At 41.9% G+C, this 24,948-nt stretch carries 22 protein-coding genes; 13 read left to right on the top strand and 9 right to left on the bottom strand.

Annotated elements, in window-relative coordinates; all coding sequences use genetic code 11:
- Nucleotides 1-4: 4 nt before the first annotated feature.
- The 4 genes from K7887_RS21420 to K7887_RS21435 all read right to left on the bottom strand — a co-directional run bounded on the left by K7887_RS21420 (nt 5) and on the right by K7887_RS21435 (nt 4,831).
- Nucleotides 5-955 (bottom strand): ABC transporter permease, encoded by a 951-nt coding sequence (locus K7887_RS21420; RefSeq protein WP_223491615.1) that lies wholly within the window; start codon nt 953-955, stop codon nt 5-7.
- Between the two features lie 3 nt (nt 956-958).
- On the bottom strand, nt 959-2,047 hold the full coding sequence (locus K7887_RS21425; protein ID WP_223491616.1) for an ABC transporter permease: 1,089 nt from the start codon (nt 2,045-2,047) through the stop codon (nt 959-961).
- Nucleotides 2,044-3,567 carry an ABC transporter ATP-binding protein gene (locus tag K7887_RS21430; protein WP_223491617.1) on the bottom strand — a complete coding sequence of 508 codons (1,524 nt, stop codon included), beginning with the start codon at nt 3,565-3,567 and terminating at the stop codon, nt 2,044-2,046. Before K7887_RS21430 ends, K7887_RS21425 begins: the two co-directional genes overlap by 4 nt.
- A gap of 157 nt (nt 3,568-3,724) precedes the next feature.
- Nucleotides 3,725-4,831 (bottom strand): BMP family lipoprotein, encoded by a 1,107-nt coding sequence (locus tag K7887_RS21435; RefSeq protein WP_223491618.1) that lies wholly within the window; start codon nt 4,829-4,831, stop codon nt 3,725-3,727.
- Between the two features lie 388 nt (nt 4,832-5,219).
- On the opposite strand from K7887_RS21435, the gene rluF reads away from it, so the two are divergent.
- The 9 genes from rluF (at nt 5,220) to K7887_RS21480 (ending at nt 14,648) form a co-directional block, all read left to right on the top strand.
- Nucleotides 5,220-5,927 (top strand): 23S rRNA pseudouridine(2604) synthase RluF, encoded by a 708-nt coding sequence (gene rluF / locus K7887_RS21440; protein WP_223491619.1) that lies wholly within the window; start codon nt 5,220-5,222, stop codon nt 5,925-5,927.
- A 321-nt stretch (nt 5,928-6,248) separates the two neighbouring features.
- A complete protein-coding gene (locus tag K7887_RS21445) occupies nt 6,249-7,361 on the top strand; it encodes an ABC transporter ATP-binding protein (RefSeq protein ID WP_223491620.1) in 1,113 nt (370 codons plus the stop codon).
- Nucleotides 7,351-8,154 (top strand): ABC transporter permease, encoded by an 804-nt coding sequence (locus tag K7887_RS21450; protein WP_223491621.1) that lies wholly within the window; start codon nt 7,351-7,353, stop codon nt 8,152-8,154. Before K7887_RS21445 ends, K7887_RS21450 begins: the two co-directional genes overlap by 11 nt.
- A 1-nt stretch (nt 8,155) precedes the next feature.
- Complete coding sequence (locus tag K7887_RS21455) at nt 8,156-8,962, top strand: ABC transporter permease (protein WP_223491622.1); 807 nt, start codon at nt 8,156-8,158, stop codon at nt 8,960-8,962.
- Nucleotides 8,959-10,032 (top strand): ABC transporter substrate-binding protein, encoded by a 1,074-nt coding sequence (locus K7887_RS21460; RefSeq protein ID WP_223491623.1) that lies wholly within the window; start codon nt 8,959-8,961, stop codon nt 10,030-10,032. The genes K7887_RS21455 and K7887_RS21460 overlap by 4 nt, the downstream gene beginning before the upstream one ends.
- Nucleotides 10,033-10,162: 130 nt before the next feature.
- Entirely contained in the window at nt 10,163-10,858 is a 696-nt protein-coding gene (locus K7887_RS21465) for a response regulator transcription factor (protein ID WP_223491624.1), read from the top strand.
- The gene (locus K7887_RS21470; RefSeq protein ID WP_223491625.1) at nt 10,851-11,855 is read left to right on the top strand and encodes a sensor histidine kinase; all 1,005 of its coding nucleotides are present in this window, start codon (nt 10,851-10,853) and stop codon (nt 11,853-11,855) included. The genes K7887_RS21465 and K7887_RS21470 overlap by 8 nt, the downstream gene beginning before the upstream one ends.
- Nucleotides 11,856-11,950: 95 nt before the next feature.
- Nucleotides 11,951-12,712, top strand: a complete 762-nt coding sequence (locus tag K7887_RS21475) for an ABC transporter ATP-binding protein (RefSeq protein ID WP_223491626.1) — start codon at nt 11,951-11,953, stop codon at nt 12,710-12,712.
- Nucleotides 12,702-14,648: an ABC transporter permease gene (locus K7887_RS21480; RefSeq protein WP_223491627.1), complete on the top strand. Its 1,947-nt coding sequence runs from the start codon at nt 12,702-12,704 to the stop codon at nt 14,646-14,648. The genes K7887_RS21475 and K7887_RS21480 overlap by 11 nt, the downstream gene beginning before the upstream one ends.
- 31 nt (nt 14,649-14,679) lie before the next feature.
- On the opposite strand, the gene K7887_RS21485 is transcribed toward K7887_RS21480, so the two are convergent.
- Nucleotides 14,680-15,507, bottom strand: a complete 828-nt coding sequence (locus K7887_RS21485) for a glycosyltransferase family 2 protein (RefSeq protein ID WP_223491628.1) — start codon at nt 15,505-15,507, stop codon at nt 14,680-14,682.
- Nucleotides 15,508-15,788: 281 nt separating this feature from the next.
- Between K7887_RS21485 and K7887_RS21490 the strand changes: the two genes are divergently transcribed.
- The 4 genes from K7887_RS21490 to K7887_RS21505 all read left to right on the top strand — a co-directional run bounded on the left by K7887_RS21490 (nt 15,789) and on the right by K7887_RS21505 (nt 19,609).
- Nucleotides 15,789-16,634: an ABC transporter ATP-binding protein gene (locus K7887_RS21490; RefSeq protein ID WP_223491629.1), complete on the top strand. Its 846-nt coding sequence runs from the start codon at nt 15,789-15,791 to the stop codon at nt 16,632-16,634.
- Nucleotides 16,585-17,526, top strand: a complete 942-nt coding sequence (locus K7887_RS21495) for an iron-hydroxamate ABC transporter substrate-binding protein (RefSeq protein ID WP_223491630.1) — start codon at nt 16,585-16,587, stop codon at nt 17,524-17,526. The genes K7887_RS21490 and K7887_RS21495 overlap by 50 nt, the downstream gene beginning before the upstream one ends.
- A 68-nt stretch (nt 17,527-17,594) precedes the next feature.
- Nucleotides 17,595-18,608: a FecCD family ABC transporter permease gene (locus K7887_RS21500; protein ID WP_223491631.1), complete on the top strand. Its 1,014-nt coding sequence runs from the start codon at nt 17,595-17,597 to the stop codon at nt 18,606-18,608.
- On the top strand, nt 18,605-19,609 hold the full coding sequence (locus K7887_RS21505; protein ID WP_223491632.1) for a FecCD family ABC transporter permease: 1,005 nt from the start codon (nt 18,605-18,607) through the stop codon (nt 19,607-19,609). The genes K7887_RS21500 and K7887_RS21505 overlap by 4 nt, the downstream gene beginning before the upstream one ends.
- An 87-nt stretch (nt 19,610-19,696) precedes the next feature.
- Here K7887_RS21505 and K7887_RS21510 read toward each other — a convergent pair whose 3' ends face one another.
- The 4 genes from K7887_RS21510 to K7887_RS21525 all read right to left on the bottom strand — a co-directional run bounded on the left by K7887_RS21510 (nt 19,697) and on the right by K7887_RS21525 (nt 24,835).
- Entirely contained in the window at nt 19,697-20,374 is a 678-nt protein-coding gene (locus K7887_RS21510) for an ABC transporter ATP-binding protein (RefSeq protein ID WP_223491633.1), read from the bottom strand.
- Entirely contained in the window at nt 20,374-22,014 is a 1,641-nt protein-coding gene (locus K7887_RS21515) for an ABC transporter permease (RefSeq protein ID WP_223491634.1), read from the bottom strand. Before K7887_RS21515 ends, K7887_RS21510 begins: the two co-directional genes overlap by 1 nt.
- A gap of 142 nt (nt 22,015-22,156) precedes the next feature.
- Nucleotides 22,157-23,260 (bottom strand): Fe(3+) ABC transporter substrate-binding protein, encoded by a 1,104-nt coding sequence (locus tag K7887_RS21520; protein ID WP_223491635.1) that lies wholly within the window; start codon nt 23,258-23,260, stop codon nt 22,157-22,159.
- Nucleotides 23,261-23,437: 177 nt separating this feature from the next.
- On the bottom strand, nt 23,438-24,835 hold the full coding sequence (locus tag K7887_RS21525; RefSeq protein WP_223491636.1) for an MBL fold metallo-hydrolase: 1,398 nt from the start codon (nt 24,833-24,835) through the stop codon (nt 23,438-23,440).
- Nucleotides 24,836-24,948: the final 113 nt, after the last annotated feature.

Raw genomic sequence — 24,948 nt, forward strand, 5'->3', positions numbered from 1 at the left:
CATTTTATCTTTTTCCAGAATCAAATGGTTCTCCCACCGCTTTTGGTGCTTGAGAAGACTTAGAGAACACAATTAACGCTATTAACGTTACAACGTAAGGGAACACCTTCAAGAATACTGGCGGAATGACAGCTAAAGAAGGAATTACCTGTGAAACGTTCGCAACCGTAGTGGCAAATCCGAAGAACAATGTTGCCGCAAGGATTCCAAGTGGTTTCCACTGTCCGAATATTAAAGAAGCAAGTGCCAAGAATCCAAGTCCGGCAACGGTACCGTTAAATTCTCCACCAGTTGTTACGATGAAAACCGCTCCACCCAGACCAGAGAAAGCCCCTGAGATCATAACACCGATGTAACGCATTTTACTTACACTGATTCCTGCTGCTTCTGCTGCATGTGGATGTTCACCACATGAGCGAAGTCGCAGTCCAAAAGGTGTTTTATAAAGCATGAATGCACTTACTAGTAAAATGGCAAGTACAAGCCATGTGGTTGCGTATGTTCTAGTGAACAGCAAACTGCCAATCACAGGAATATCCGATAAAAATGGAACATTAAAAGGTTTTAATGTGCTGATTTGGATGTTTCCGCTACCTGTAATGTTACGTGCCAAGAACACCGTGATAGCAGCGGCAATCATGTTGATTGCGGTACCACTGATGATCTGGTTTGCATGAAGATTGATACTTGCAAACGCATGAAGAAGGGAGAACAATAATCCCATCACGGTAGCAAGTGCAAGACCGATCCAAATTGCTTTTTGTTGGCCAGGCATCATTTCCTGCATGTTCAAAATGACAAGCGCTCCTGTGAATGCCCCTATTACCATTAATCCTTCTAAACCAATGTTTACAACTCCACTTCGCTCACTGAATAAAGCTCCAAGCGCTGTGATCAAAAGAGGGATAGTGAAGATGATTGCGTACGGTGCTATTTGTTGAATCACTGTCCACATACCTTATACCTCCTCCTTTTTCTCAGTTGTGGTTTGAACAATTGCTGGTTGTTTTTTATTTTTCTTCTTATTAATAAAGTAACGAATCATGCGATCTATTAAGATGCTTGTTGCTGCAAAATAGATGATGATAGCAATGATAGAATCCGCAATTTCTGGTGGAATCTCTGTCATTGCATTCATAAATCCGCGACCGGAATAAAGCAAACCGAAGAAAATAGCCGCTAACAAAACTCCGATACCCGTGTTTGCTCCTAATAGTGCCACGGCAATTCCATCAAACCCTTGCGTAGGAAGGATACCAATTTGAATACTTGTCGCATTTCCCGCATAGAATGCCACTCCCCCAAGCCCAGCCAAACCACCGGCAATAACCATGGAAGTAACGATACTTCTGTTTACCGCAATCCCTGCATATTCCGCTGAATCACGGTTAAATCCAACCGCCTTCAACTCAAAACCAAGCGTGGTTTTATTGATGATAAAGGAGAAGATGATTACTGCAATGGCAGCAATAAATAAACCAAGATTAATATAAGAGCCATCAAACATTTCTGTTAAAATTGGTGTGCGTAAAGATGCAGCTTCTGGTAGTTTTTTAGATTCTGTTTCCAAAAACTCTCCCTTAAAGTAAGCAGGAACCGCATAATATACCGTCCAGTAGGCAATCCAGTTCATCATGATCGTTGATACTACTTCATGAACGTTGAACTTTGCCTTCAAAAGTCCAGGGATAAAAGCCCAAAGTGCCCCTCCGATAAATCCTGCCACGACCATCATTACTAGTAGAAGCGGTCTGGACATATCAAAAGTCAGTCCGACTGCAACGGCACAAAAACCACCAAAGAGCATTTGTCCTGCCGCTCCGATATTAAACAAGCCCGTACGAAAAGCAAATGCTACCGATAGACCCGTAAAAATAAGCGGTGTCGCTGTTGCAAGCGTATTTCCTATTCTCGAAAGGTTCTTTAATCCGCCTTCAAACAAATATTTATATCCTTCCACAGGATTGTTTCCTGTGACTGCCATCAATATCGCACCTGCAATCAAACCGAAAAGGACAGCAAGCAACGAGATTATGCCATTTCTCATTCTTCTTCCCCCTTCATCACGCCTGCCATCATCAGACCAAGTTCGTTTTCGTTTGTTTCCTTTGCATTCACGATTCCAACTAGTTGGCCATTATTCACAACAGCGATGCGATCTGAAACATTTAATACCTCATCTAATTCTAAGGACACAAGCAAAACAGCTTTCCCTTTGTCTCGTTGTTCCACAAGTCTTTTGTGAATGTACTCAATAGATCCAACATCCAGTCCGCGAGTCGGCTGAACAGCAATAAGCAGCGTCGGGTCCAGTTCGATTTCCCGCCCGATTACCGCTTTTTGCTGGTTACCGCCTGAAAGGGACCTTGCAATAGACTTGCCGCCTTCACCAGAACGGACATCAAAGCTTTTAATGATATTATCTGCATGCTTTTTTATCGCAGCAAAATTGAGCACGCCACGTTTGGAGTACGGCTCTTTATGATACAATTCCAAAACCATATTTTCTTCAATTGTATAATCCAAGACAAGTCCATGCTTATGGCGGTCTTCTGGAATATGAGCGATCCCGCTTGCGATTCTAGAACGTACCGGCATTTTGGTAATGTCTTTTCCTTCAAAAAGGATAGTACCGGAGTCCGCTTGCTTCAACCCGGTGATGCTTTCCACGATTTCAGCCTGACCATTTCCGTCTACCCCTGCTATTCCAAGGATTTCGCCTTTTTTCAGTTCTAAAGAAAGGTTTTTAAGGGCTACAACATCTTTGCCCTTCTTTACCGAAACATTATCCATTTTCAATACGACGTCACTTGGAGTCGCTTCTGTCTTGTCGACCTTGAAGTTGACTTCACGTCCGACCATCATTTCAGCCATTTGTTCTTTGGACGTTTCCGCCACATTTACCGTGCCAATTGTCTTTCCTCTTCTGATAACCGTACACCTGTCCGCCATCGCCTTAATTTCTTTCAGTTTGTGCGTGATAATGATAATGGATTTACCTTCTGCGATAAGGTTCTTCATAATCTTACCCAGTTCCTCAATTTCCTGAGGGGTAAGAACCGCGGTAGGCTCGTCCAAAATAAGCACGTCAGCTTGACGGTAAAGCATCTTAAGAATTTCTACACGCTGTTGCATGCCGACGGAAATGTCTTCAATTTTGGCATGTGGATCCACATTCAAGCCATACTTTTTAGACAATTCTTCAATTCTTTTGCTGGCCGTTTTCTTATCAAGCACATACATTTTATGCAATTCGGAACCAAGCATGATGTTTTCTGTTACCGTAAAGTTACTGACCAGCTTGAAGTGTTGGTGGACCATCCCGATACCGAGTTTTGTCGCGACATTAGGGTTGGCAATTTTCGTTTCCTTGCCATTTATTTTTATAGATCCTCTATCCGGTTGATACATACCGAACAAAATAGCCATCAGCGTTGATTTCCCGGCACCGTTTTCTCCAAGAAGGGCGTGAATTTCCCCTTGCTTCAGACGAAGTGTAATATCATCATTGGCAACTATTCCAGTAAATTCTTTCCGGATATTGAGCATCTCCACTACATAGTCCATAGAGTGATTCTCCCTTTTTTGTTTATTTATCCCAAGAGGACAGACAACTAACCTCTTACATGTGCATTAAAAAAGGCGGGTCACCCCGCCTTTTCTTTATCAATCTGAATCTAGCAAACGAATTTGCTCTAGATGATTACGCCAGGTACTGCGCGTATTACTTGATCAAATCGCCTTGCTCAGCAGATACTTCTACTTCACCAGATTTGATTAGTTCAAAGATCTCATCAACCTTAGTAGTTGTTTCATCACTTAAGTTTGGATTTTCTTCAGGAAGTCCAATACCATCGTTTTTCGCATCAAATGTAAGAGTTTTGCCACCTGGGAACTCTCCATCGATTTCTGCTTTAATCATATCAGCTGCAGCTGTGTCGATTTTCTTCATTGCAGAAGTTAAGACTACAGATTCACCGTTATCCATTTTACCTTCTTCGTATTGGTCAACGTCTACTCCGACCATCCATACATCGTCTCCGCCTTCGACACGAGTTTTCGCTTCGTTGATTGCCCCAACGCCTACTCCACCCGCTGCTGCGAAGATTACATTTACGCCACGGTCAAACATTGCTCCAGCAATTTGCTGACCTGCAGCTACATCATCAAATGTACCTTGGTACACAACGTTTTCTTCTTTAATGCTTACATTTGTATCTAAGTTTTCGTTAGCATATGCAATACCTTGTTGAAAGCCCCAGTTGAACTTTTGAACTGGAGGAATTTCCATACCACCGATGAATCCAGCTTCGCCTTCTTTTAATTCAAGAGCTGTAGCAACACCAGCCAAGAATCCAGCTTCGTGCTCTGCGAAGAAGATAGATACTGTGTTTTCACCCACTACAGGGTTGAAGTCGCCATTATGTGGAGATCCGTCGATTAGGACGAACTTTGCATCTTCATATTGACTTTGTGCTTGGAAAACTGCTGTTTCAAATTTAAATCCAGGAGTAACAATAAACTTAAATTCTGCATCATATAAGTTTGTAATTTCTTGCATGTAATCAGCTTCTGTAGTACCAGCCGGCTTTAAGTATTTCTCTTTAATGCCGAAGTCTTCTTTAGCTTGAAGGATCCCATTCCAAGTTCCTTCGTTAAAAGATTTGTCATCAATCGTTCCAGCATCCGTTACCATTCCGACCATTAAGTCAGAACCGCTGCCGTCGCCAGAAGCAGAATCAGAACTACCGTTGTTGTCTGTACCGCAACCTACTAGAAAGATCATCGTTGTTAAAACAGTGACGATCGTTGCAATTAAACCCTTTTTCATGCCTTAACTCCCCCAAAATTATAAATTTATAGTAAATTGAAAACCCTTACTATCATTACTATATTCGTAAACTTCCAATATTTCAATATATGTTTTTCAAAGATGAACATATTTTCATGAATAAAAATACCTAGAAAAGAAAATTGTCGAAAATTTGCAGATAAATACTAGGTTTCTATCATTTTCAATGGTAGAAATTACATAGGGGTCTGACCCGCTCCCCGTTAAAGCGCTAAAGCAACGCATTCATCCCCCACACTACAACCAGTTCTTCCTCCATTTGTATGCGGTCCTTTGTTTATTGTATGATAGGTTACATATACAGTAATATTTCTCTCCTCTTCCTATATAAGAGTGAGTTCATTTTCATATAAGGACGTGTACAAGAATGAGAATCAATAAATTTATAAGTGACTCCGGTGTTGCTTCCAGGCGCGGAGCAGATAAACTGATTGAAGAAGGCAAAGTGAAAATCAACGGCAAGGTTGCCCAGATTGGTGGTCAGGTAAACCCTGGAGACGAGGTATTGGTTAACGGTCAAGTCATCCGAATTGCAAGAGACAATGTCTATATCGCTTTGAACAAGCCAATCGGTATCACCAGCACCACGGAAAAGAAAGTAAAGGGAAATATCATTGATCTTGTAAACCATCCTTTACGTCTTTCCCATATCGGGCGTCTTGATAAGGAATCGGAAGGTCTGATCCTGTTAACAAATGACGGGGACATCATCAATGAAATTTTGCGCCCTGAAAACAAGCATGAAAAAGAATATATCGTCTCTGTCGATAAGCCCATTACTCCAGACTTTGTAAAACAGATGTCTGATGGCGTGAAGATACTAGGAACGAAAACACTTCCTTGTGAAGTGGAACAACTATCAAAGTTCGATTTCAAGATTATTTTGACTCAAGGGTTAAACCGTCAGATCCGCCGTATGTGTGCAGAGCTTGGGTATGAGGTTTTAAGATTGCAGCGTACCCGGATCATGAATATTGAGCTTGGAAACTTGCCGATGGGACAGTGGCGCGATCTTAGCAAAAAGGAAAAACGCCAGCTGTTTGCTGAATTGAATTATGAGCCGAAAGAATGGTGAAAAACTTGCTTGTCTCACTGACCATAAATTGGTTGTGGGACAAGCATTTTTTTATATTGTTTTTTCAGGCAATTCCTGTATAATTGTCCCGAATCGTGAATTAATATACTTAAAAACACATTTGGGATTCTGTTAATCACCGCTGTTGGTTTACGCGCCAGGCTTCGCTTTCCGCGGGGCGCTGCTGGAGCCTCCTCACAACGCTCGGGGTCTCCACCAAGCGCTACCTCCCGCCGGAGTCTTCGCCTTTCGCTCCAACCACCAGCTAGATGCTATTTTATAGCAATCAATTAATAGAATTTAATATATAGGGAGGTTGCTATGACTAACGCAATTATTCAGTTTAAAGGTGTTCGCAAGCAGTTTGATAATGATCCTGCTGTGCTTAATGATGTTAGTTTTGAAATAGAACGCGGGAAGTTTTATACCCTGCTTGGCCCGTCCGGTTGCGGGAAGACAACAATCCTTCGCCTGATTGCCGGCTTTACGGAGGCAACTGCGGGGGACATTTATTTTAACGGGGAAAAAATCAATGATGTACCTGCCAACAAACGTCAGGTGAATACGGTTTTTCAAGATTATGCTCTTTTTCCTCACTTAAATGTATTTGAGAATGTCGCTTTTGGACTGAAGATTAAAAAGATGAAAAAGGCTGATATTGAAAAGAAAGTGACGGAAGCACTTAGTTTCGTTAACCTTAAAGGCTTTGAATCTCGTGAAATCAGGGAGATGTCCGGGGGTCAGCGCCAACGTGTCGCGATTGCGCGTGCCATCGTTAATGAACCGGAAGTTATTTTGCTAGATGAACCACTATCGGCACTAGACCTAAAACTGCGCACGGAAATGCAGTATGAATTAAGAGAGCTTCAACAGCGTCTTGGCATCACCTTTATTTTTGTCACCCATGATCAGGAAGAAGCTCTTGCGATGTCAGACGAGATCTTCGTCCTTAATGAAGGACAAATCATCCAAAGCGGTACGCCAACAGATATTTATGATGAGCCGATCAACCGATTTGTTGCAGATTTTATCGGGGAATCCAATATTGTAGAAGGCCGAATGATCAAGGATTTCCTTGTGGAATTTGCCGGCAAGCAATTTGAATGTGTGGACAAGGGATTAAAAGACGACGAAAAGGTGGACATTGTTATCCGACCAGAGGATTTGGCTATCACGACACCAGCAGAAGGAAAGCTTCAAGTGCGCGTGGACTCCCAACTGTTCCGTGGCGTGCATTATGAAATAAGCAGTTATGACCAAGAAGGAAACGAGTGGCTTGTTCATTCTACGAAGAAGGCTTCTGTCGGGGATCAAATTGGATTGTATTTTGATCCGGAAGCGATTCATGTTATGCGTCTTGGAGAATCGGAAGAAGATTTCGACAGACGTCTAGAGGGCTATTCCCATACAAGCGGAGCGAGCCATGGAAAATAGATTAACGAAAAATCTTTACTTTATCCCTTATGCTCTTTGGATTGCGCTATTTGTCATCGCGCCGATATTATTGGTTCTCTATTATTCTTTTTTCAATATTGAAGGGAACTTATCATTAGAAAATTATCAGAAGTTCTTTACTCCCGTCTATTTAAAAATGACGCTGAGTTCGTTTTGGTATGCATTCCTCATAACAGCCATCACACTCCTGGTTGCTTATCCGACGGCATTATTGTTAACGAAAACCCGTCATAAATATTTGTGGCTGTTATTACTTATTGTTCCTTCTTGGATCAATTTGCTCTTGAAAGCTTATGCCTTCCTCGGTATCTTCGGTACTTACGGAATGGCAAACAGCTTCCTTGAGGTAATTGGGATCGGCTCACAACAGATATTATTTACAGACTTTAGTTTTGTGTTCGTATCCGTTTATATTTTTATTCCGTTTATGATTTTGCCGATCTTTAATGCATTGAATGAGCTGAACCCGACACTGATTGATGCAGCCAATGACCTTGGTGCCTCCCGCCTTACAACGTTTTGGAGGGTCACATTGCCGCTTACTTTGGACGGAGTAAAGGTCGGATGTCAGATTGTGTTCATCCCGGCATTATCTCTGTTCATGCTAACAAGATTGATAGCTGGTAACCGGGTCATCACCCTTGGAACAGCGATAGAGCAACATTTCCTTGTCACTCAAGACTGGGGAATGGGTTCGACCATTGCCGTATTTTTAATTATCATCATGTTCCTTTTCATGAAATTGACAAGCAGCAGAAAGCGAGGAATCTAACATGGGTAATAGAAAAACATCTCCGTTATCGACGTTATTTCTCGTCTTTATTTTTGCGATTCTTTATCTACCTATTTTCTTCCTCGTGTTTTACTCGTTTAACAGTGGAGGAACGATGTATGACTTCGAAAGCTTTACGTTGGACTGGTATAAGGAGCTGTTCGCTGACACGCGACTGCTTATTATCGTATTGAACACCCTATTGATTGCTTTACTTTCCGCTTTGATCTCGACCGTTATCGGGGTGATGGGAGCAATCGCCATTTATTCTTTTAAAAACAGGAAAACAAAAAGCACATTATTATCCTTAAATAACGTATTAATTGTCAGTCCTGACGTTATTATCGGTGCTTCCTTCCTTATTCTATTTACGATGGCTGGAATCAAGCTTGGCATGTTCTCTGTCCTGCTATCCCATATTGCCTTTTGCGTACCTATTGTTGTATTGATGGTATTGCCAAAGCTTTTGGAAATGAGCCCTACCTTGATTGATGCGGCCCATGATTTGGGAGCAAGTCGCTGGGATGTAATGAGAAAGGTTGTTCTGCCATATATCACACCAGGCATATTTGCAGGATTCTTTATGGCGCTGACCTATTCCTTGGATGATTTCGCGGTTACATTCTTTGTGACAGGAAACGGATTCACCACCCTTTCTGTGGAAATTTACTCTCTTGCGCGCCGTGGAATAGCACTGAACATCAACGCACTTTCCACGTTACTGTTCCTGTTCACCATTGTCCTTGTGATTGTTTACTACTTCATCACTGTTCGTAATAAGCCTACTGGAATGGGGGTTAGACGATGAAGAAGCTTGTACAGTTTACTGTCGCGGTTGTTTTGGTGTCAGCTGTTCTTTGGTACGCCATTATCGAATTGAATTCCGCGCAAGGATACTCTGGCGGAAACACATTGACCATATACAACTGGGGTGACTATATCAACATGGATGTGGTCAAGCAGTTTGAAGAGGAAACCGGTGTAAAGGTCATCTATGAAACATTTGACTCGAACGAAGCGATGAAAACAAAAATAGAACAAGGTGGAACCACGTATGATATTGCGGTTCCATCTGAGTATATGATTGATAAAATGATTCAAGAAGATCTCCTTATCCCGCTAGATCATTCTAAGCTTCCGAACCTTGGGAACATCGACGAACGCTTCATGGATCTTCCCTTTGATCCGGAAAATAAATACTCTGTTCCTTACTTCTGGGGAACGGTTGGGATTGTGTACAATCCTTCTATGTTAGATGGAATGGAAATCACAAGCTGGAATGACCTTTGGGATGAAGATTTGAAAAATGAGATACTCTTGATAGACGGTGCCCGTGAAGTGATGGGGATGGCTCTTAACAGTTTAGGCTATTCTTTAAATGATACGGATAAAGACCACCTGCTTGAAGCAAAAAGAAAGTTAGATACACTTACTCCGAATATCAAAGCGATTGTCGGGGATGAGAACCGCATGCTGATTGAAAATGAAGAAGCAGCAATCGGACTTGTTTGGTCCGGGGTTGCTGCTGAGTTGATGTGGGAAAACGAAGACCTTGAATATGTGGTTCCGATTGAAGGGTCTAACCTTTGGTTTGACAATATGGTCATCCCGAAGACGGCCAAGAATGTGGAAGCTGCACATCAGTTTATCAACTTTATGTTAGAGGCGGAAGTAGCAGCGGAAAACACGGAATATGTGAGTTACTCTACACCAAACAAGGCCGCAATGCCGCTTCTAGATGAAGAACTGACAGGTGACGAACGTTTCTATCCGCCACCAGAGTTGACAGAGAAGCTTGAGGTGTACGAAAACCTCGGAAAAAGAAACCTGGCTTATTATAATGAACTGTTTTTAGAGTTTAAGATGCATGGTAAATAAAATAGATAAGATGCCACTTACCGAATGGGAAGTGGCATTTTTTTATGATTTTTCCTCTTACATTAGATTGCCTCTACTTTTTCCGCTACAATAAAAGGAACTATTTACAATTTGAGGTGTGGTGGCTAAATTGTTCAGAATTTTTATTATAGAAGACGATAAAACCTTATTTTCAGAAATGGAGGAGCGATTGACGCAGTGGACCTATGATGTTCATGGAGTGACTGATTTCAATGCGGTACTTCAAGATTTCACAAATATTAAGCCTGACCTTGTGATTATAGATATTCAGTTGCCAAAGTACGATGGCTTCCATTGGTGCCGGATGATCCGTAATCATTCAAAGGTGCCGATCATCTTTCTTTCATCAAGAGACCATCCGATGGATATGGTTATGTCCATGCAGCTTGGTGCCGATGACTTTGTGCAAAAGCCCTTCCATTTTGATGTACTCATCGCCAAAATCCAAGCAACGCTCAGACGGGTCTATCAATATAGTGCCGAGCCAGTTAACTTAAAAACGTGGGCCGGGGCAACGATTGATTTTGAGAAAAACACCGTGTCTAATCATAATGGAACGATTGAGTTGACGAAAAATGAACTCTTTATCCTCCGCTCACTTGTTGAACACAAAAACAAGATTGTCAGCCGGGATGAATTGATTAATAGGTTGTGGGATGATAAGCGGTTTGTGAGCGATAATACGTTAACCGTGAATGTGAATCGGCTTCGTAAGCATTTGGAGCAATTAGGACTTGGTAAATACATTGAAACAAAGGTCGGCCAAGGGTATATGGCTCTTGAAGAGGATTCAATCCATGATTAAGACCTATTTGAGAGAAAAACAAAGTTGGATCGTGTTTTTTATCTCCATACAGCTCTTACTTCTTTTTATAGCCTATTTAGATGCGTCCATCAGCTTGACGGCTATCTTTTATTTCAACTTCCTTTCTACCCTCTTTCTAATAATTTTCCTTTTATTTCGCTATCAAAAAGAGGCGGCATTTTACAAGGAGTTAAAGGAATTAGATCCTGCGATGGATCTTTCAGAACTAACAGAAGCAAAGAGCTCGTTTGAAAAGATTGTCCACAAGTCTTTGACAGAATTCACCTATCATCAGAAGCAACAACTTTCCCGGCATACTTTGGAGCTCGATCAGGAAAAAGAAGATTTGTTGGCCTGGATTCATGAGGTGAAAACTCCGTTGACCGCAATGAAGCTGATGATTGATAGACTCGAGGATCCTAAGTTGAAAAAACAAATAACTTTTGAATGGCTGCGTATTCACTTGCTTTTAGACCAGCAGCTCCATTCTCGCAGGATTTCATCAATGGAAAATGATTTATTCGTCGAAAAAGCAGACTTGGAGACAATTATCTTTGATGAAATTAAAACCTTGCAATCATGGTGCATCCAAAAGGGAATTGGTTTTGAAGTAGAACTGAGCGAGCAGTTTGTATGGAGTGACAGCAAGTGGCTTTCGTTTATCATCCGCCAATTACTTACAAATGCAGTTAAGTATAGTGAATCCGGAGACATCAACATAAAAAGCTATGTTAAAGATGGTTTGATAAAATTATCGATTACAGATCATGGAATAGGTATAAACAGCAGGGATTTGCCCAGAATTTATGACAAAGGATTCACATCGACTGCTAACCATCATAACCAAGCAGCAACAGGAATGGGCTTATATTTAGCAAAAAGGGCAGCAGAAGCACTGTCTATCACCATTACTGTTGAATCGAAGCAATCTAAAGGGTCTACCTTTACCCTAACATTCTCAAAAACCAATCAATTCACAAATGTTTGGAGCATGTGACAAAACTGTCACACGCTTCTTCATTTTGTTAGGTGAATCGAAGGAAGTGGAAAAATCTCCGTTTTATAATGGTAATAGAAAAGGAGAGTGAAAGCATGACCATCTTACATGCCTCAAATATACAAAAAAGCTACGGTAATCGATTTAACCGACAAGAAGTATTAAAAGGAATTGACTTGACATTAGAAGAAGGCGAGTTCGTGAGTATCATGGGGGCTTCCGGTTCTGGGAAAACCACCCTGCTCAACGTTCTATCATCTATAGATAAAGTTTCAGAAGGCAACATTCAAATCAATAACAAAGAGATCACCACCCTTAAGGAAAAACAGCTGGCAGAGTTCCGCAAGCACCATCTTGGATTCATCTTCCAAGAATATAATCTGCTTGACACCTTGACTGTAAAAGAGAACATATTGTTGCCGCTTTCCGTTGCAAAGGTATCCAAAAAGGTAGCAGACGAGAAGTTTCAGGCAGTAGCGGACGAGCTTGGCATTTTTGATATAAAAGACAAATACCCAAACCAAATATCTGGCGGACAGAAGCAAAGAACCTCTGCAGCCCGTGCCTTCATCCATGAGCCAAGCATCATTTTTGCAGACGAACCAACAGGTGCACTGGATTCCAAGGCCGCTTCTGACTTGTTAAACAAGCTCAGCGACCTTAACAAAAAACGCAAAGCTACCATCATTATGGTGACACACGATCCTGTCGCAGCAAGCTATTGCAGCAGAATCATCTTTATAAAAGACGGGCAAGTCTACACGCAGTTGAATAGAGGGGACGAAACGCGACAGAACTTTTTCAAGGACATCATGCGCACGCAAGGTGTGCTTAGCGGGGTGCAATATGAGCACTAATCAATTGATTCTCCGAAATCTGAGAAAAAACCTTAAAAATTATCTACTGTATGTCTTTGCATTGGTGTTTACTGTAGCTCTATATTTTTCATTTGTAACGCTTCAATTCGATCCATCGATGGATGCAGCGGAAGGTTCGGTAAAAGGAGCAGGCGCGATAAGAGCTGCCTCTGTTTTATTGATTGCTATTGTATCTGTCTTTTTGCTCTATGCCAACACGATTTTCATTAAACGTCGCAGCAAGGAGATCGGACTCTTTCAACTGATCGGGATGACAAAAGGGAAGATTTTCCGCATCTTGACCATGGAAAATTTCATCCTTTATTTCTCTTCCATCATACTTGGCGTTTTGGCCGGGTTCTCTTTCTCTAAGCTTATTTTACTGATTTTATTTAAAGTAACAGGTGTCGATTCTGTTGCAGAGTTGCGCTTTTCACCTGAAGCTCTATATCAGACGCTACTGGTGTTTGGTTGCATCTTTGTGCTGATCATGGCGATGAATTATCTTTTTATTAAAAAGCAGACCATCCTCTCCTTGTTTCGCGTCCTTTCTTCCTCGGAAGAAATGGTTAAAAGAATCTCCGTTTGGGAGATCCTTATTGGCGTTGCGGGATTGGGCTTGATCAGCTCTGGATACTACATGTCTTCTAGAATGTTTGACGGAGATTTAACCTCTGTTACCATGCTCTTTCTAACCATGATTTATATCCTTGGCTCCGTAATTATCGGGACCTATTTATTTTATAAAGGCTCTGTTCGATTTATCTTTCATTTAATTCGAAAGAAAAAAGGCGGCTATTTATCTATCAATGAGGTCTTGTCCCTTTCTTCAATCATGTTCCGCATGAAATCGAACGCCTTCTTGTTGACGGTCATTACTACCGTTTCAGCGTTAGCAATCGGACTATTGTCTTTAAGCTATATTTCTTATTATTCTGCAGAAAAATCAGCAGAACGTAATGTACCCAATGATTTCTCCATCTATCATCCCGAAGATGCAGACACTTTCAAAAAAGCGTTGGCAGACGCAGATATTTCCTATTCAGTAAAGGAAATAGAAGTGTACCAGGCTCATGTAAATATGGAAGAGGTTCTAAGTTCTGATACAGAAGGAATGAACGTAGATACCGCTTCTCTTCAAACGGCTGTAATTGGAGAGAGTTCTGTGGAGGGTGTTGAACTTTCGGAAGGAGAAGCGATATTAAGCGGCTACAGTAGTGCTCTTTCTTCCTTAATCACCTTTAAAGAGTCAGGAAAAATCGAACTCATCAGTCAGTCGGAGAGAATTCCGCTGGATTACTTAGAATTAAGGGATGAATTCATTTTATCTCTACCCTTTACATCTGGTGGATTTCCGTTAGTAGTGGTGGATGATGCTGTTATGGAAAAGCTATCAAATGACCTAGACCAAGAAATTCAGCGCTCCTCTTTCGTATATACAGGAATAGATATCCCTGACGAGCAGGATTTAGAACAAGCCAACTCAATTTTCACGGAGCTTGATTTAGCCAACACTGGTCCAAACGAGTCTCAGTTGCTTACAAGCAACAGCATGAAAAACAGTATGGGATTTGTCATGTTTATTGTTGGATTTCTCGGTCTTACCTTCTTAATTACATCCGGTTGTATTCTCTACTTCAAACAGGTGGACGAAAGTGAGGAGGAACGGCCAAACTATACCATTTTACGGAAGCTGGGCTTCACACAATGGGATTTACTCAGAGGCATACAAGCCAAGCAATTATTTAACTTTGGAATTCCGCTTGTTGTCGGTTTGCTTCACAGCTATTTTGCCGTTCAATCCGGTTGGTTCTTTTTCGGAACCGAAGTATGGACACCCATGATTATCGTCATGATTATTTATACAGGGCTTTATTCGATATTCGGATTACTCTCTGTTATCTACTATAAAAGAGTGATCAAAGAAGCACTATAAGCAGGAAAGGGATTCATCCCTTTCTTATTTTTTATGCCTCTTCAAGCCTTCCTAAATCCTGCAGCCTAGAGATCAACGGCATCCCGTTCCAAACAACCTTGCTTGGCGCCTCCCTCTTTTTCACTTCTGGTTCTTCTAGCAGCAGCCAGAAATTTTTCGTTGGCAGGTCTCCTAATTTATGTTTTTCTGACAAACGGTCTAAATAGGACCTCATGCTATTAAAATCCTTGGACTGGTTACTATTTTCTTCGGAAAAGTCATAGAGTACGCCTGCCACTTCTGATCTAGCAACTGTGAACCTTTCAGATACCCTCAAGAAAAAGTCCCAATCCCAATAATTTTTCATATCCTGATCAAACTTTCCGATTCGATCATGTAGATAGCTTCTATATAGACAGCCCGATGGGACAAACGTAGAAAACTTTCGCATCGCAGCTAAATCAAGCTCGTAGGCGAACAGATGCCTCGTTTTTGCCTCTCGAAAGCCATTCTTTGTTGTATATTGAACAATTTCCACATCTGAATAGACTAAATCTACGTCTTTTACCTTTTCTAACATCGTTTCTATATGGGTCGGGACAATCAGGTCGTCATCATCAATGAGCATGATAAATTCCCCTTTTGCGAACGAAACGCCAATATTCCTTGCTTGAACATGCTTTACATTCTCCGTCAAATCTATGATGGTAAGATCTAATTCCGGGTAGTATTCTTTTAAACTATCCACTCTTTCCCCTCCATCATTGACAACGATAACCTCAAAATCTTTCCTTGTTTGCAAAACGAGGGCTTCCATCAACTCTGACAGCATGGTTAATCGGTTATAGGTGGGGATGACAACAGATACTAGTGGCAACAACCTACTCAACTCCCTATTTCTATATACGAAAAATTAAAAATGCCCTATCTGAAAACTATGAGTAGTTCTTTTGACTTATTCATTATAATGATTTTTAACATTCATGACGACAAAAAACTCTTTTTCGCATTAGCGGAGCAGAGAACAACAAACTTTATCCATTGATATTATTTCTCAATTACTCATTGACATCCCTTATTGATAGTCTTATAGTAATAGTTGTAGCGAAACTGATAATCATTATCATTATTGTAAACATATTTTAAACTGGGGGTTACATAATGGTTCGCCTATATACAAAAGACCTGAACATTGGCTATGGTGAACGCTTAATCATAAAGGACTTATCCATTGAAATTCCAGATAAACAGATTACGACGATTATTGGCTCTAACGGTTGCGGAAAATCCACGCTATTAAAAGCCATCACCAGAATCATCTCCCACCAATCTGGAACTATCCTGCTAGATGGACAAGAGATTGCCAAAGAAAATACAAAATCACTGGCGAAAAAAATGGCGATTCTGCCTCAAACGCCTGAAAGTGTAAGCGGATTAACTGTCGGCGAGCTGGTATCCTACGGCCGTTTTCCTTATCAGAAAGGCTTCGGACGATTGACCAAAAAGGATTATGAAGTCATAGACTGGGCACTTGAAGTGACGGGGACAACGGAATTTAAATACCGCCCGGTTGACGCACTATCCGGCGGTCAACGCCAACGCGTTTGGATTGCGATGGCTTTGGCACAAGAAACAGAAATCATCTTTCTTGATGAACCTACCACCTACTTGGACATGGCTCACCAGTTGGAAGTGCTCGAGCTTCTGCAAAAGCTTAATAGAGAGCAGGAACGCACCATCATCATGGTTTTGCACGATTTAAATCAAGCAGCAAGATTTGCCGATTATCTTATTGCTTTAAAGGACGGCAATATTGTGATGGCAGGGGATTGTGAGGAAGTCATCACACCTGAAGTTTTAAGAAGCGTATTTCAAATCGACGCCGAAATCGGCCGAGATCCACGAACAAACAAGCCAATGTGCTTAACCTACAACTTACTTAAAGGAGACAACCAAGATGAAAAAATTAATGATTCCATTCGTATTCCTGCTATTGCTGGTCGTTAGTGCCTGCGGAAATGAAAATAATAATGCAAGTAATAACAATACTGATAATTCTAATGAAGGAAATGCTTCCTCCTCTGAAACCATCACCTATGAAGCAGAAACAGGTCCAATTGAAGTACCAGCAGATCCTCAAAGAGTTGTAGTAATAAACTCCTTTGTTGCTGGAAATGTCATGGCACTCGGAACAAATATTGTTGGAACGGATTCTTGGGCAATGGCAAATCCGCGTTATCAAGAGTACCTTGAAAACGCCGAAGAAATCACCGATCAAGATTTAGAAAAAATCATTGAATTAGATCCAGATCTAATTATCGCGGCCTCCAACACGAACAACCTGGAGCAGTTAGGCGAAATTGCGCCAACTGTCGCATACACTTACGGGAAAGTGGACTATCTTACACAACATATTGAAATTGGTAAACTATTGAACAAAGAAGAAGAAGCTCAAAAATGGGTAGATGACTTCAAGGCACGCGCTCAAGAAGCTGGAGAAGAAATCCGCGCTAAAATCGGTGAGGATGCGACTGTATCTGTTATCGAAAACTTTGATAAAGAGCTTTACGTTTTCGGAGACAACTGGGGACGCGGCACAGAGATTCTTTATCAGGAAATGAAGCTGAAGATGCCAGAAAGAGTAAAGGAAGAAGCTTTAGAAGCTGGATATTATACGCTTTCCTTTGAAGTACTGCCTGAGTTTGCAGGTGATTATGTAGTATTCAGTAAGAATTCTGAAGGGGATACATCCTTCCAGGAAACAGATACTTATAAGAATATTCCTGCAGTGAAGAATGGTCAAGTTTTTGAAGCGGATGCAAAAGAGTTCTACTTTAACGATCCGATTTCCCTTGATTTCCAATTGGATTTCTTTAAGGATAGCTTTTTAGGAAACTGAGACTTTTTGGAGGGATGCTTCTTTCATTAGAAGGTCCCTCTTATTCTATAAAAGAAAAGATGAGGATTATGAAGATTGCGTTGGAACGAAGCATTCCTTTTACAATTAAATTTATTGGGGCAATCATCGTCTTTGGGGCGGTGTTTTTTGCTGCGATGGTGCTTGGTGCTGCTGATACAACCATTCGAGATGTATGGTTGGCATTAACTTCACCAGGAACGAGTGGAGATAAAATCCTGATCATCCGCGAAATACGGCTACCACGTGAAGTTGCTGCAATTTTTGTAGGTGCAGGGTTATCAGTTGCTGGAGCCATTATGCAAGGGATGACAAGGAATCCTTTGGCAGATCCAGGGTTGCTTGGCTTGACCGCTGGAGCGAACGCCGCACTTGCTATTACGCTTGCATTCTTGCCTTCTATTAACTACTACGGCATTACCATTGCTTGTTTTATCGGCGCGGCGGTAGGGGCAATTATGGTGTTTGGTTTAGGCGCAATGAAAAAAGGCGGATTTTCTCCTTTGCGAATCGTCCTTGCAGGTGCAGCCGTTTCTGCCTTTCTTTTTGCGATTGCTGAAGGGGTCGCGCTGACCTTTAAACTGTCGCGAGATGTCTCCATGTGGACTGCCGGGGGGATTATTGGCACAACTTGGGGCCAGTTGCAGTTGATTATTCCGTTAATTACCGTGGGCCTGCTTGTGGCGCTTTACCTCTCCAGACAACTGACCATCCTTAGTCTTAGCGAGGAAGTGGCAGTTGGGTTAGGACAGAAGATTGCTTTTGTAAAAGCGGTATTGTTTGTTGTCATTATTTTGTTGACGGGTGCCTCTGTCGCACTTGTCGGGAATATGGCTTTTATCGGATTGATGGTTCCTCATATTGTGCGTGCCATTGTTGGGACAGATTACCGCTTCATCCTGCCGATGTCGGCGATTGTTGGAGCTACCTTCATGCTTTTCGCTGACACACTTGGACGCACCATCAACGCTCCTTTTGAAACGCCTGTTGCAGCCATTGTAGCAATGGTAGGCCTTCCCTTCTTCCTTGTTATTGTCCGAAAAGGAGGGAAAGCATTCTCATGATTCATCCATCTATTTTAAGAAAACAACGTATTATTGTGGGATTTTTGGCTTTACTTATCTTGACTACCATTGTTGTTGGTATTGGCATTGGACCGGCTTCTCTTTCATTCGATCGTTTATTACCGACCATGCTTGGTCAAGGCAGCTTTAAAGAGGAGTTTGTTTTCTTTTCCATCAGGCTTCCTCGGATTGTCATCACCATTCTTGCCGGCATGGCGCTTGCATTATCAGGTGCGATCCTTCAAGGGATCACTCGTAACGATCTGGCGGACCCTGGGATTATTGGGATCAATGCTGGCGCAGGTGTCGCGATTTCTATTTTCTTTTTATATGTTCCGATTAATGCAGGTTCCTTTGTTTATATGTTACCAGCAGTTGCATTCTTCGGGGCGCTTATAACAGCCATGTTGATTTATTTGTTCTCGTATCAGAGGAATGGAGGACTTCAGCCTGTCCGGCTTGTATTGGTCGGAGTCGGGTTTTCAATGGCACTTTCGGGTATGATGATTATCTTGATTTCGTCTGCTGAGCGTGTAAAAGTCGATTTCATCGCCAAGTGGCTGGCAGGTAACATTTGGGGCACTGATTGGCCATTTATACTGGCGTTGTTGCCTTGGCTGCTTGTATTGGTTCCTTTTACTTTGTATAAAGCCAACCGGTTGAATCTACTTGGCATGAGTGAGCCTGTGGCGATTGGGGTTGGGGTATCACTTGAAAAAGAACGCTTGGTTTTGCTGTTGACGGCTGTAGCATTGGCTGCTTCTGCGGTTTCGGTGACAGGTGGTATTGCTTTTGTTGGCTTGATGGCCCCTCATATCGCAAAATCGTTGGTTGGACCGCGGAACCAATTGTTCCTGCCTGTAGCGATCTTGATCGGCGGCTGGCTGCTATTGTTTGCGGACAGCGTGGGACGCAACTTGATTGATACCGGGATTCCAGCAGGGATCATGGTCGCGTTGATTGGAGCACCTTACTTTATGTATTTGTTGTTGAGGAAGTAAGTGGCCGACGATGAATTACAGGTAATCAAAAAGGGGTCTGACCTTCAGTGCTTTAAAGCACTGAGGGTCAGACCCCTCTTTACCCCTTTAACTCATCACCAAGTCACACGCTCTGTTCACCAGCTGTCCTTCATCTATATATAGAATCCGGTCGGCGATGGCTTTGGCGTCTGCAAAGTCATGGGTGACGAAGATAGAGGTGATGCCTGTTTTCTTCAGGATTTCTTTTAACTCGTCACGAATTTTTTCCTGAAGGTGAGCATCCAGGTTACTAAAAGGCTCATCGAGCAACAATAAAGACGGTGACGGTGCCAACGCGCGAGCCAAGGCTACACGCTGCTGCTGTCCTCCACTGAGCTCGTACGGATAACGCTGGCCGTATTCAGCCAAGTTGATTAAGCTAAGCATTTCTTCCAGCCGCTCCTGCTTTTGCTTACGGTTCATTTTCCGTAACCCATACTTGATGTTTTGCGCAACTGTCATATGCGGAAACAACGCATAATCTTGGAACACGACCCCTATGCCGCGCTTTTCCGGCACAATGAATGTTCGTGGATCAAACATCACTTCCCCATTTAACTTCATGCTTCCAGAGGTTGGATTTTCAAGCCCCGCGATAATGCGCAATAAAGTACTCTTTCCGCTTCCGCTTTTACCAAGAATGGAAATAATCTCTCCGCGTTCAATGTCTACCTGAATATGGTCGAGTGTATTCTTTTTTGTATTTTTATATTGGAACTGCAAATCTCTGATCTGGATAAACATTAGTTTGCCTCCTTATCAAGTACACGGTGAAAAATAAAGATACACAACGCACTTATGAAGATGATCATCAGGGAAGCGATAGAAGCCTCCTGCACGCGTTCATCATTTGCATATTTGAAAGCTTGTGTCGCAAGCGTTGAAAAGTTAAATGGTTGCAAGAACAAGGTTAATGGTAATTCTTTTAGAATATCCACAAATACTAAGATGAATCCACTCGCGATCGCCCCGCGCAACAGCGGAAGGTCGACCATGAAGAACGTCCTCAATGTCGACGCACCCAGCATTCTTGACGTTTCTGAATACCTGTTACCGATCTTTTCAAAGCCCGCCTCTATATTATTAAAGCCAATGGCAAGGAATCGTATCACATAAGCAAAAATCAACATAATCAAGGTCGTTCGCAGCACAAATTCCGGTTTTAAGTTAAATTGCGCGAGGAACGTCACAATATACTGATCTAATGAAATGAAAATTGTGATGACTGCAATAGCGATGGCTGCTCCAGGAATCGAATATCCAAGTGTTGTCACCCTGGAGATGAACTTTGTCAAAAGACCTGACTGCAGTCTCGTGTAATTAGAGATGATCAGCGCTACAAAAATAATGATAAGAGATGCAATGGACGCTACCAACACTGAGTTTTTAGCCAGTGTGATAAATTCAGCATTAAACACCTTCTCATAGGTCATGAACGCCCAGCGTAAAAGCTGAAGCAACGGAATGATAAATGCGATCGTAAAGATCCCAAAGCAGTATGCAAATACTCCCCATGCCTTAGCTCCCGTAAGTTTCTTCGGCTGAATGGGACGAACTTTAGAGGAAGGATCAAAGAACTTCTTTCTTCCTCTCACAATTCTTTCAAACATAAGGACAACCATTACCAGCACCATCAGAGTCCCTGCCAGCTTCAACGCTGAATCTAAGTCCATCATTCCATACCAGGTACGGAATATCGCCGTACTGACTGTCTGGATGCCAAAATAACTTGTAACTCCATAATCATTTAGCACTTCTAGAATAACGAGGGTCACACTACCAACGATTGCGGCTCTTGAAATCGGCAAGGCGACACGGAAAAACGTATCCACGTCATTTCCGCCTAGTAATCTCGCATTCTCCAGTACGGATGCTGATAGGTTCTGAAAAAAGCTTCTCGTAATCGCATAAACGTATGGAAACAAGGTGACCGTAAAAATAAAGATGGCCCCCTGAATGCTCATGATATCAAAGTATGCCTGATTCACCTGCATCTCAAACGAGTTACGCAAAGTGGTCTGTATGACACCGGTATAGTTTAATATACCGTGAAATGTATAAGCAGCAATGTATGGCGGTATTGCTAATGGAAGGATCAGCGCCCACTTCAAAAAGTTTCGCATCGGAAACTGATAAATAGTGATCAACCACGCAAGACTTGTGCCAATCAACATCGTTGCCAATGCCGTAAAAATGATGATGACAGCGGAATTTTGAACATAATCCTTCAATAAATATTCTCGTATATGAAGCCAATTGTCGTTTCCTTCTGTAAAGAATTCCACGCCAATTAGTAAATTGGGAATTAATATAATCGTTATAAAAAAAAGACTTGCAAGAGCCCATCCTTTATGATGTACCCTTGACCAATGAAACCGATTCACAGATGACACATCCTTCGTTGCCTCTTTGTTTCTCCATTCTAAATTATAACGAAAATCATTCTCAAATGGAACAGAAGATTCCAAATAAATAGAACCGAAGCACTATCTAGTGTGCTTCGGTTCATGGTTTGTTCATATTTAATTATTTCCAGCCAACCTCATTGAAGATGCGAATTGCCTCTTGTTGGTTTTCGCCTAACTTAGAAAGGTTGATGTCTTGCTCTTTGAACTCGCCCCAAGATTTTAATAGCTCGGAAGGTTCCACTTTCTCATTTACGGGGTATTCAGAGTTCGCTTCTGCAAATTGGCCTTGCGCCTCTTCGCTGCTTAAGAACTCGATGAACTTAACCGCATTTTCTTTATTTTTCGCATGCTTAGTCACGCCGGCACCACTGATATTAATGTGTGTACCAGTTGTTTCTTGGTTCGGGAAGAATACGCCAACATTTTCAGCTACCTTCTTCTCTTCCTCATCTGTTCCATTTAACATAACGCCAATATAGTACGTATTCATGATCGCTACATCTGCTTCTCCTGCAGCAACAGCCTTCGCTTGGTCTCGGTCTCCACCTTCAGGATCACGAGCCATGTTATCTGCAATTCCTTGCGCCCATGCTTTTGCTTCGTCTCTTCCCATGATGTCAATGAAAGATGCTAAAAGAGACATGTTGTACATATTTTCAGAAGATCTGATAACCACACGGTCTTTCCATTCCGGTTCAGCCAAAGCTTCATAAGTTGATAATTCCTCAGGGCTTACACGCTCTTTATCATATACGATAACACGTGCACGCTTTGTTAAACCAAACCATTGGTTATCTACATCGCGTAATTTTTCAGGGATATTTTCAGCTAAAACATCACTTTCAACCGATTGAAGTAATTCAGCGTCTTTTGCTTGATAAAGGTTACCGGCATCAGCAGTGATATATACATCTGCTTCCGTCGCTTCTCCTTCTCTGTTCAAGCGCTCCATTAGCTCTTCGCCTTTACCTTCTACCACATTGACTTTAATACCAGTTTCTTCTTCAAACTTTTTGTAAAGCATTTGATCTGCTTCATAGTGACGGCTAGTATATACGTTTACTTCGCCTGATTCTTGCTCGTTTGTTGCTTCTTCGTTGTTCTCAGCCCCACCGTTGTTTTGAGAAGAGCTATTTCCGTTGTTATTAGTGCTGCTCACACAGCCTGTTAACGCTAACATTAAAGCTAGCATCATGCTTAAAATGACAGTAAACTTTTTCACTATGTACACTCCCTATGTATGTAGTTTCATTAAAAATGATAATCACTCTCATTAACTATTGTAATGATAATCATTTTCAAGTCAATACTATTTTGAACATTTTCTCAAAATTTATTTGTGTTCCACGTGAAACGTAAAAAGGTGCAACCAGTTTAACTGATCACACCTTCATTCTTTTTATTGGATATCCTTCTGCCATCTTCCATAGCCGCCAAGCATATTACGGACATCCTTCACCCCTTTTGCCTGCAACAGACTAATGGCAATCGCGGACCGGACTCCAGAACCACACTGAATAATAAGAGGACGATCTTCCGGCACCTCTTCCAGCCTATCAAGCAAGGTGCCCAGCATGATGTGTTTTGCGCCTTCAATATGTCCACTTTTCCACTCTGAATCATGCCGTACATCAATAACTTGCGCTCCTTCCGCAAGCAACTCCTTCGCCTCTTTTGGTGTAATATCATGATAGGATTCCAGATCGGATGTCATTCGAATGGCAAGGTCCACATCCATGTAATAGTGGAGATTATCGATCCCTATGGACTGAAGCGTTTTCTGAATTTCCTCAAGCTTATCAGGGTCAGTTAACAGATAAAGCGGCTGTTCATAGTTGATGATCCAACCAGCCCAGTTGGTAAATGCCTGATTAAATGGAATGTTGATTGTTCCTTCTATATGCTCTTTTGAAAAGAGGGCCGCTTCCCGTGTATCAATGACCTGTGCCCCTTCTTTTATTTTCTTCGTTAAAGCATTTATGTCATCCAATCGTTTTGGTTTTTGTAGTTCTAAGGTGAAGTTTGGTCCAACTTTATTCACTTGCTTCATAATGCCAAAATACTTCGGTGGTTCTGGCTGTCCTTCCAACAGCTCAGACGCAAAGCTCTCAAAATCATCATGCTGAAAAGCCCAATTCACTCTTCTTTCATAGCCAACAGTGGAAGAAGGAATAGCACCCAGTGATTTTCCACATGCACTTCCCGCCCCATGACCTGGCCACACTTGCACATAATCTGGGAGACCCTCAAATTTAGTTAAAGAGGCATACATATCTTTTGCCCCCTTATCAGCTGTACCTTCCTTTTGTGCGGACTTTTCCAAAAGATCCGGTCTACCAACATCACCGACAAATACAAAATCACCTGTGAAGATACCCATAGGATGTTCTGTTTTCGCTCCGCCATCTGTTACAAAAAAAGAAAGGCTTTCCGGTGTATGACCTGGCGTGTGCAACACTTGAAACAAAATATTCCCAAGCTTTATTTCATCCCCATCCTTCACTAATTGATGAGGAAGGTCACTTATATTTTCATATTTCCAATCCTTATCTCCTTCATCTGAGAGATACATTTTCGCACCTAAGCGTTTCGCCAATTCCCTTGATCCTGCTACAAAATCAGCGTGAATATGCGTTTCCAACGCTCCCACAATACGAAGTCCCTCTTTTGTTGCAGCCTCCATGTATGGCAGGATATCCCTTGCCGGATCAATGATGAATGCTTCCTTGGACGCCTGGCAGCCAACCATGTAGGAAGCTTGCGCCAAACCTTCGTCATAAAAATACTTCAGTAACATTCTTTCTCCCCCTTTATAGCCGTTTTGCTTTTTATTCCCTTTTAAGGTTCTCCTTAACCAGACAAATTATTTTGTTGAAACTATCTTTATGCCTGTTTCGTATATAGGGTAGG

This window comes from Sutcliffiella horikoshii, from assembly GCF_019931755.1.
GTDB classification, from domain to species: domain Bacteria; phylum Bacillota; class Bacilli; order Bacillales; family Bacillaceae_I; genus Sutcliffiella_A; species Sutcliffiella_A horikoshii_E.

Bases quoted from the DNA above. Each gene is read 5' to 3' on its own strand.
- K7887_RS21420 (WP_223491615.1), bottom strand. From the start codon at position 955: ATGTGGACAGTGATTCAACAAATAGCACCGTACGCAATCATCTTCACT.
- K7887_RS21425 (WP_223491616.1), bottom strand. From the start codon at position 2,047: ATGAGAAATGGCATAATCTCGTTGCTTGCTGTCCTTTTCGGTTTGATT.
- K7887_RS21430 (WP_223491617.1), bottom strand. From the start codon at position 3,567: ATGGACTATGTAGTGGAGATGCTCAATATCCGGAAAGAATTTACTGGA.
- K7887_RS21435 (WP_223491618.1), bottom strand. From the start codon at position 4,831: ATGAAAAAGGGTTTAATTGCAACGATCGTCACTGTTTTAACAACGATG.
- rluF (WP_223491619.1), top strand. From the start codon at position 5,220: ATGAGAATCAATAAATTTATAAGTGACTCCGGTGTTGCTTCCAGGCGC.
- K7887_RS21445 (WP_223491620.1), top strand. From the start codon at position 6,249: ATGACTAACGCAATTATTCAGTTTAAAGGTGTTCGCAAGCAGTTTGAT.
- K7887_RS21450 (WP_223491621.1), top strand. From the start codon at position 7,351: ATGGAAAATAGATTAACGAAAAATCTTTACTTTATCCCTTATGCTCTT.
- K7887_RS21455 (WP_223491622.1), top strand. From the start codon at position 8,156: ATGGGTAATAGAAAAACATCTCCGTTATCGACGTTATTTCTCGTCTTT.
- K7887_RS21460 (WP_223491623.1), top strand. From the start codon at position 8,959: ATGAAGAAGCTTGTACAGTTTACTGTCGCGGTTGTTTTGGTGTCAGCT.
- K7887_RS21470 (WP_223491625.1), top strand. From the start codon at position 10,851: ATGATTAAGACCTATTTGAGAGAAAAACAAAGTTGGATCGTGTTTTTT.
- K7887_RS21475 (WP_223491626.1), top strand. From the start codon at position 11,951: ATGACCATCTTACATGCCTCAAATATACAAAAAAGCTACGGTAATCGA.
- K7887_RS21480 (WP_223491627.1), top strand. From the start codon at position 12,702: ATGAGCACTAATCAATTGATTCTCCGAAATCTGAGAAAAAACCTTAAA.
- K7887_RS21490 (WP_223491629.1), top strand. From the start codon at position 15,789: ATGGTTCGCCTATATACAAAAGACCTGAACATTGGCTATGGTGAACGC.
- K7887_RS21495 (WP_223491630.1), top strand. From the start codon at position 16,585: ATGAAAAAATTAATGATTCCATTCGTATTCCTGCTATTGCTGGTCGTT.
- K7887_RS21500 (WP_223491631.1), top strand. From the start codon at position 17,595: ATGAAGATTGCGTTGGAACGAAGCATTCCTTTTACAATTAAATTTATT.
- K7887_RS21505 (WP_223491632.1), top strand. From the start codon at position 18,605: ATGATTCATCCATCTATTTTAAGAAAACAACGTATTATTGTGGGATTT.
- K7887_RS21510 (WP_223491633.1), bottom strand. From the start codon at position 20,374: ATGTTTATCCAGATCAGAGATTTGCAGTTCCAATATAAAAATACAAAA.
- K7887_RS21525 (WP_223491636.1), bottom strand. From the start codon at position 24,835: ATGTTACTGAAGTATTTTTATGACGAAGGTTTGGCGCAAGCTTCCTAC.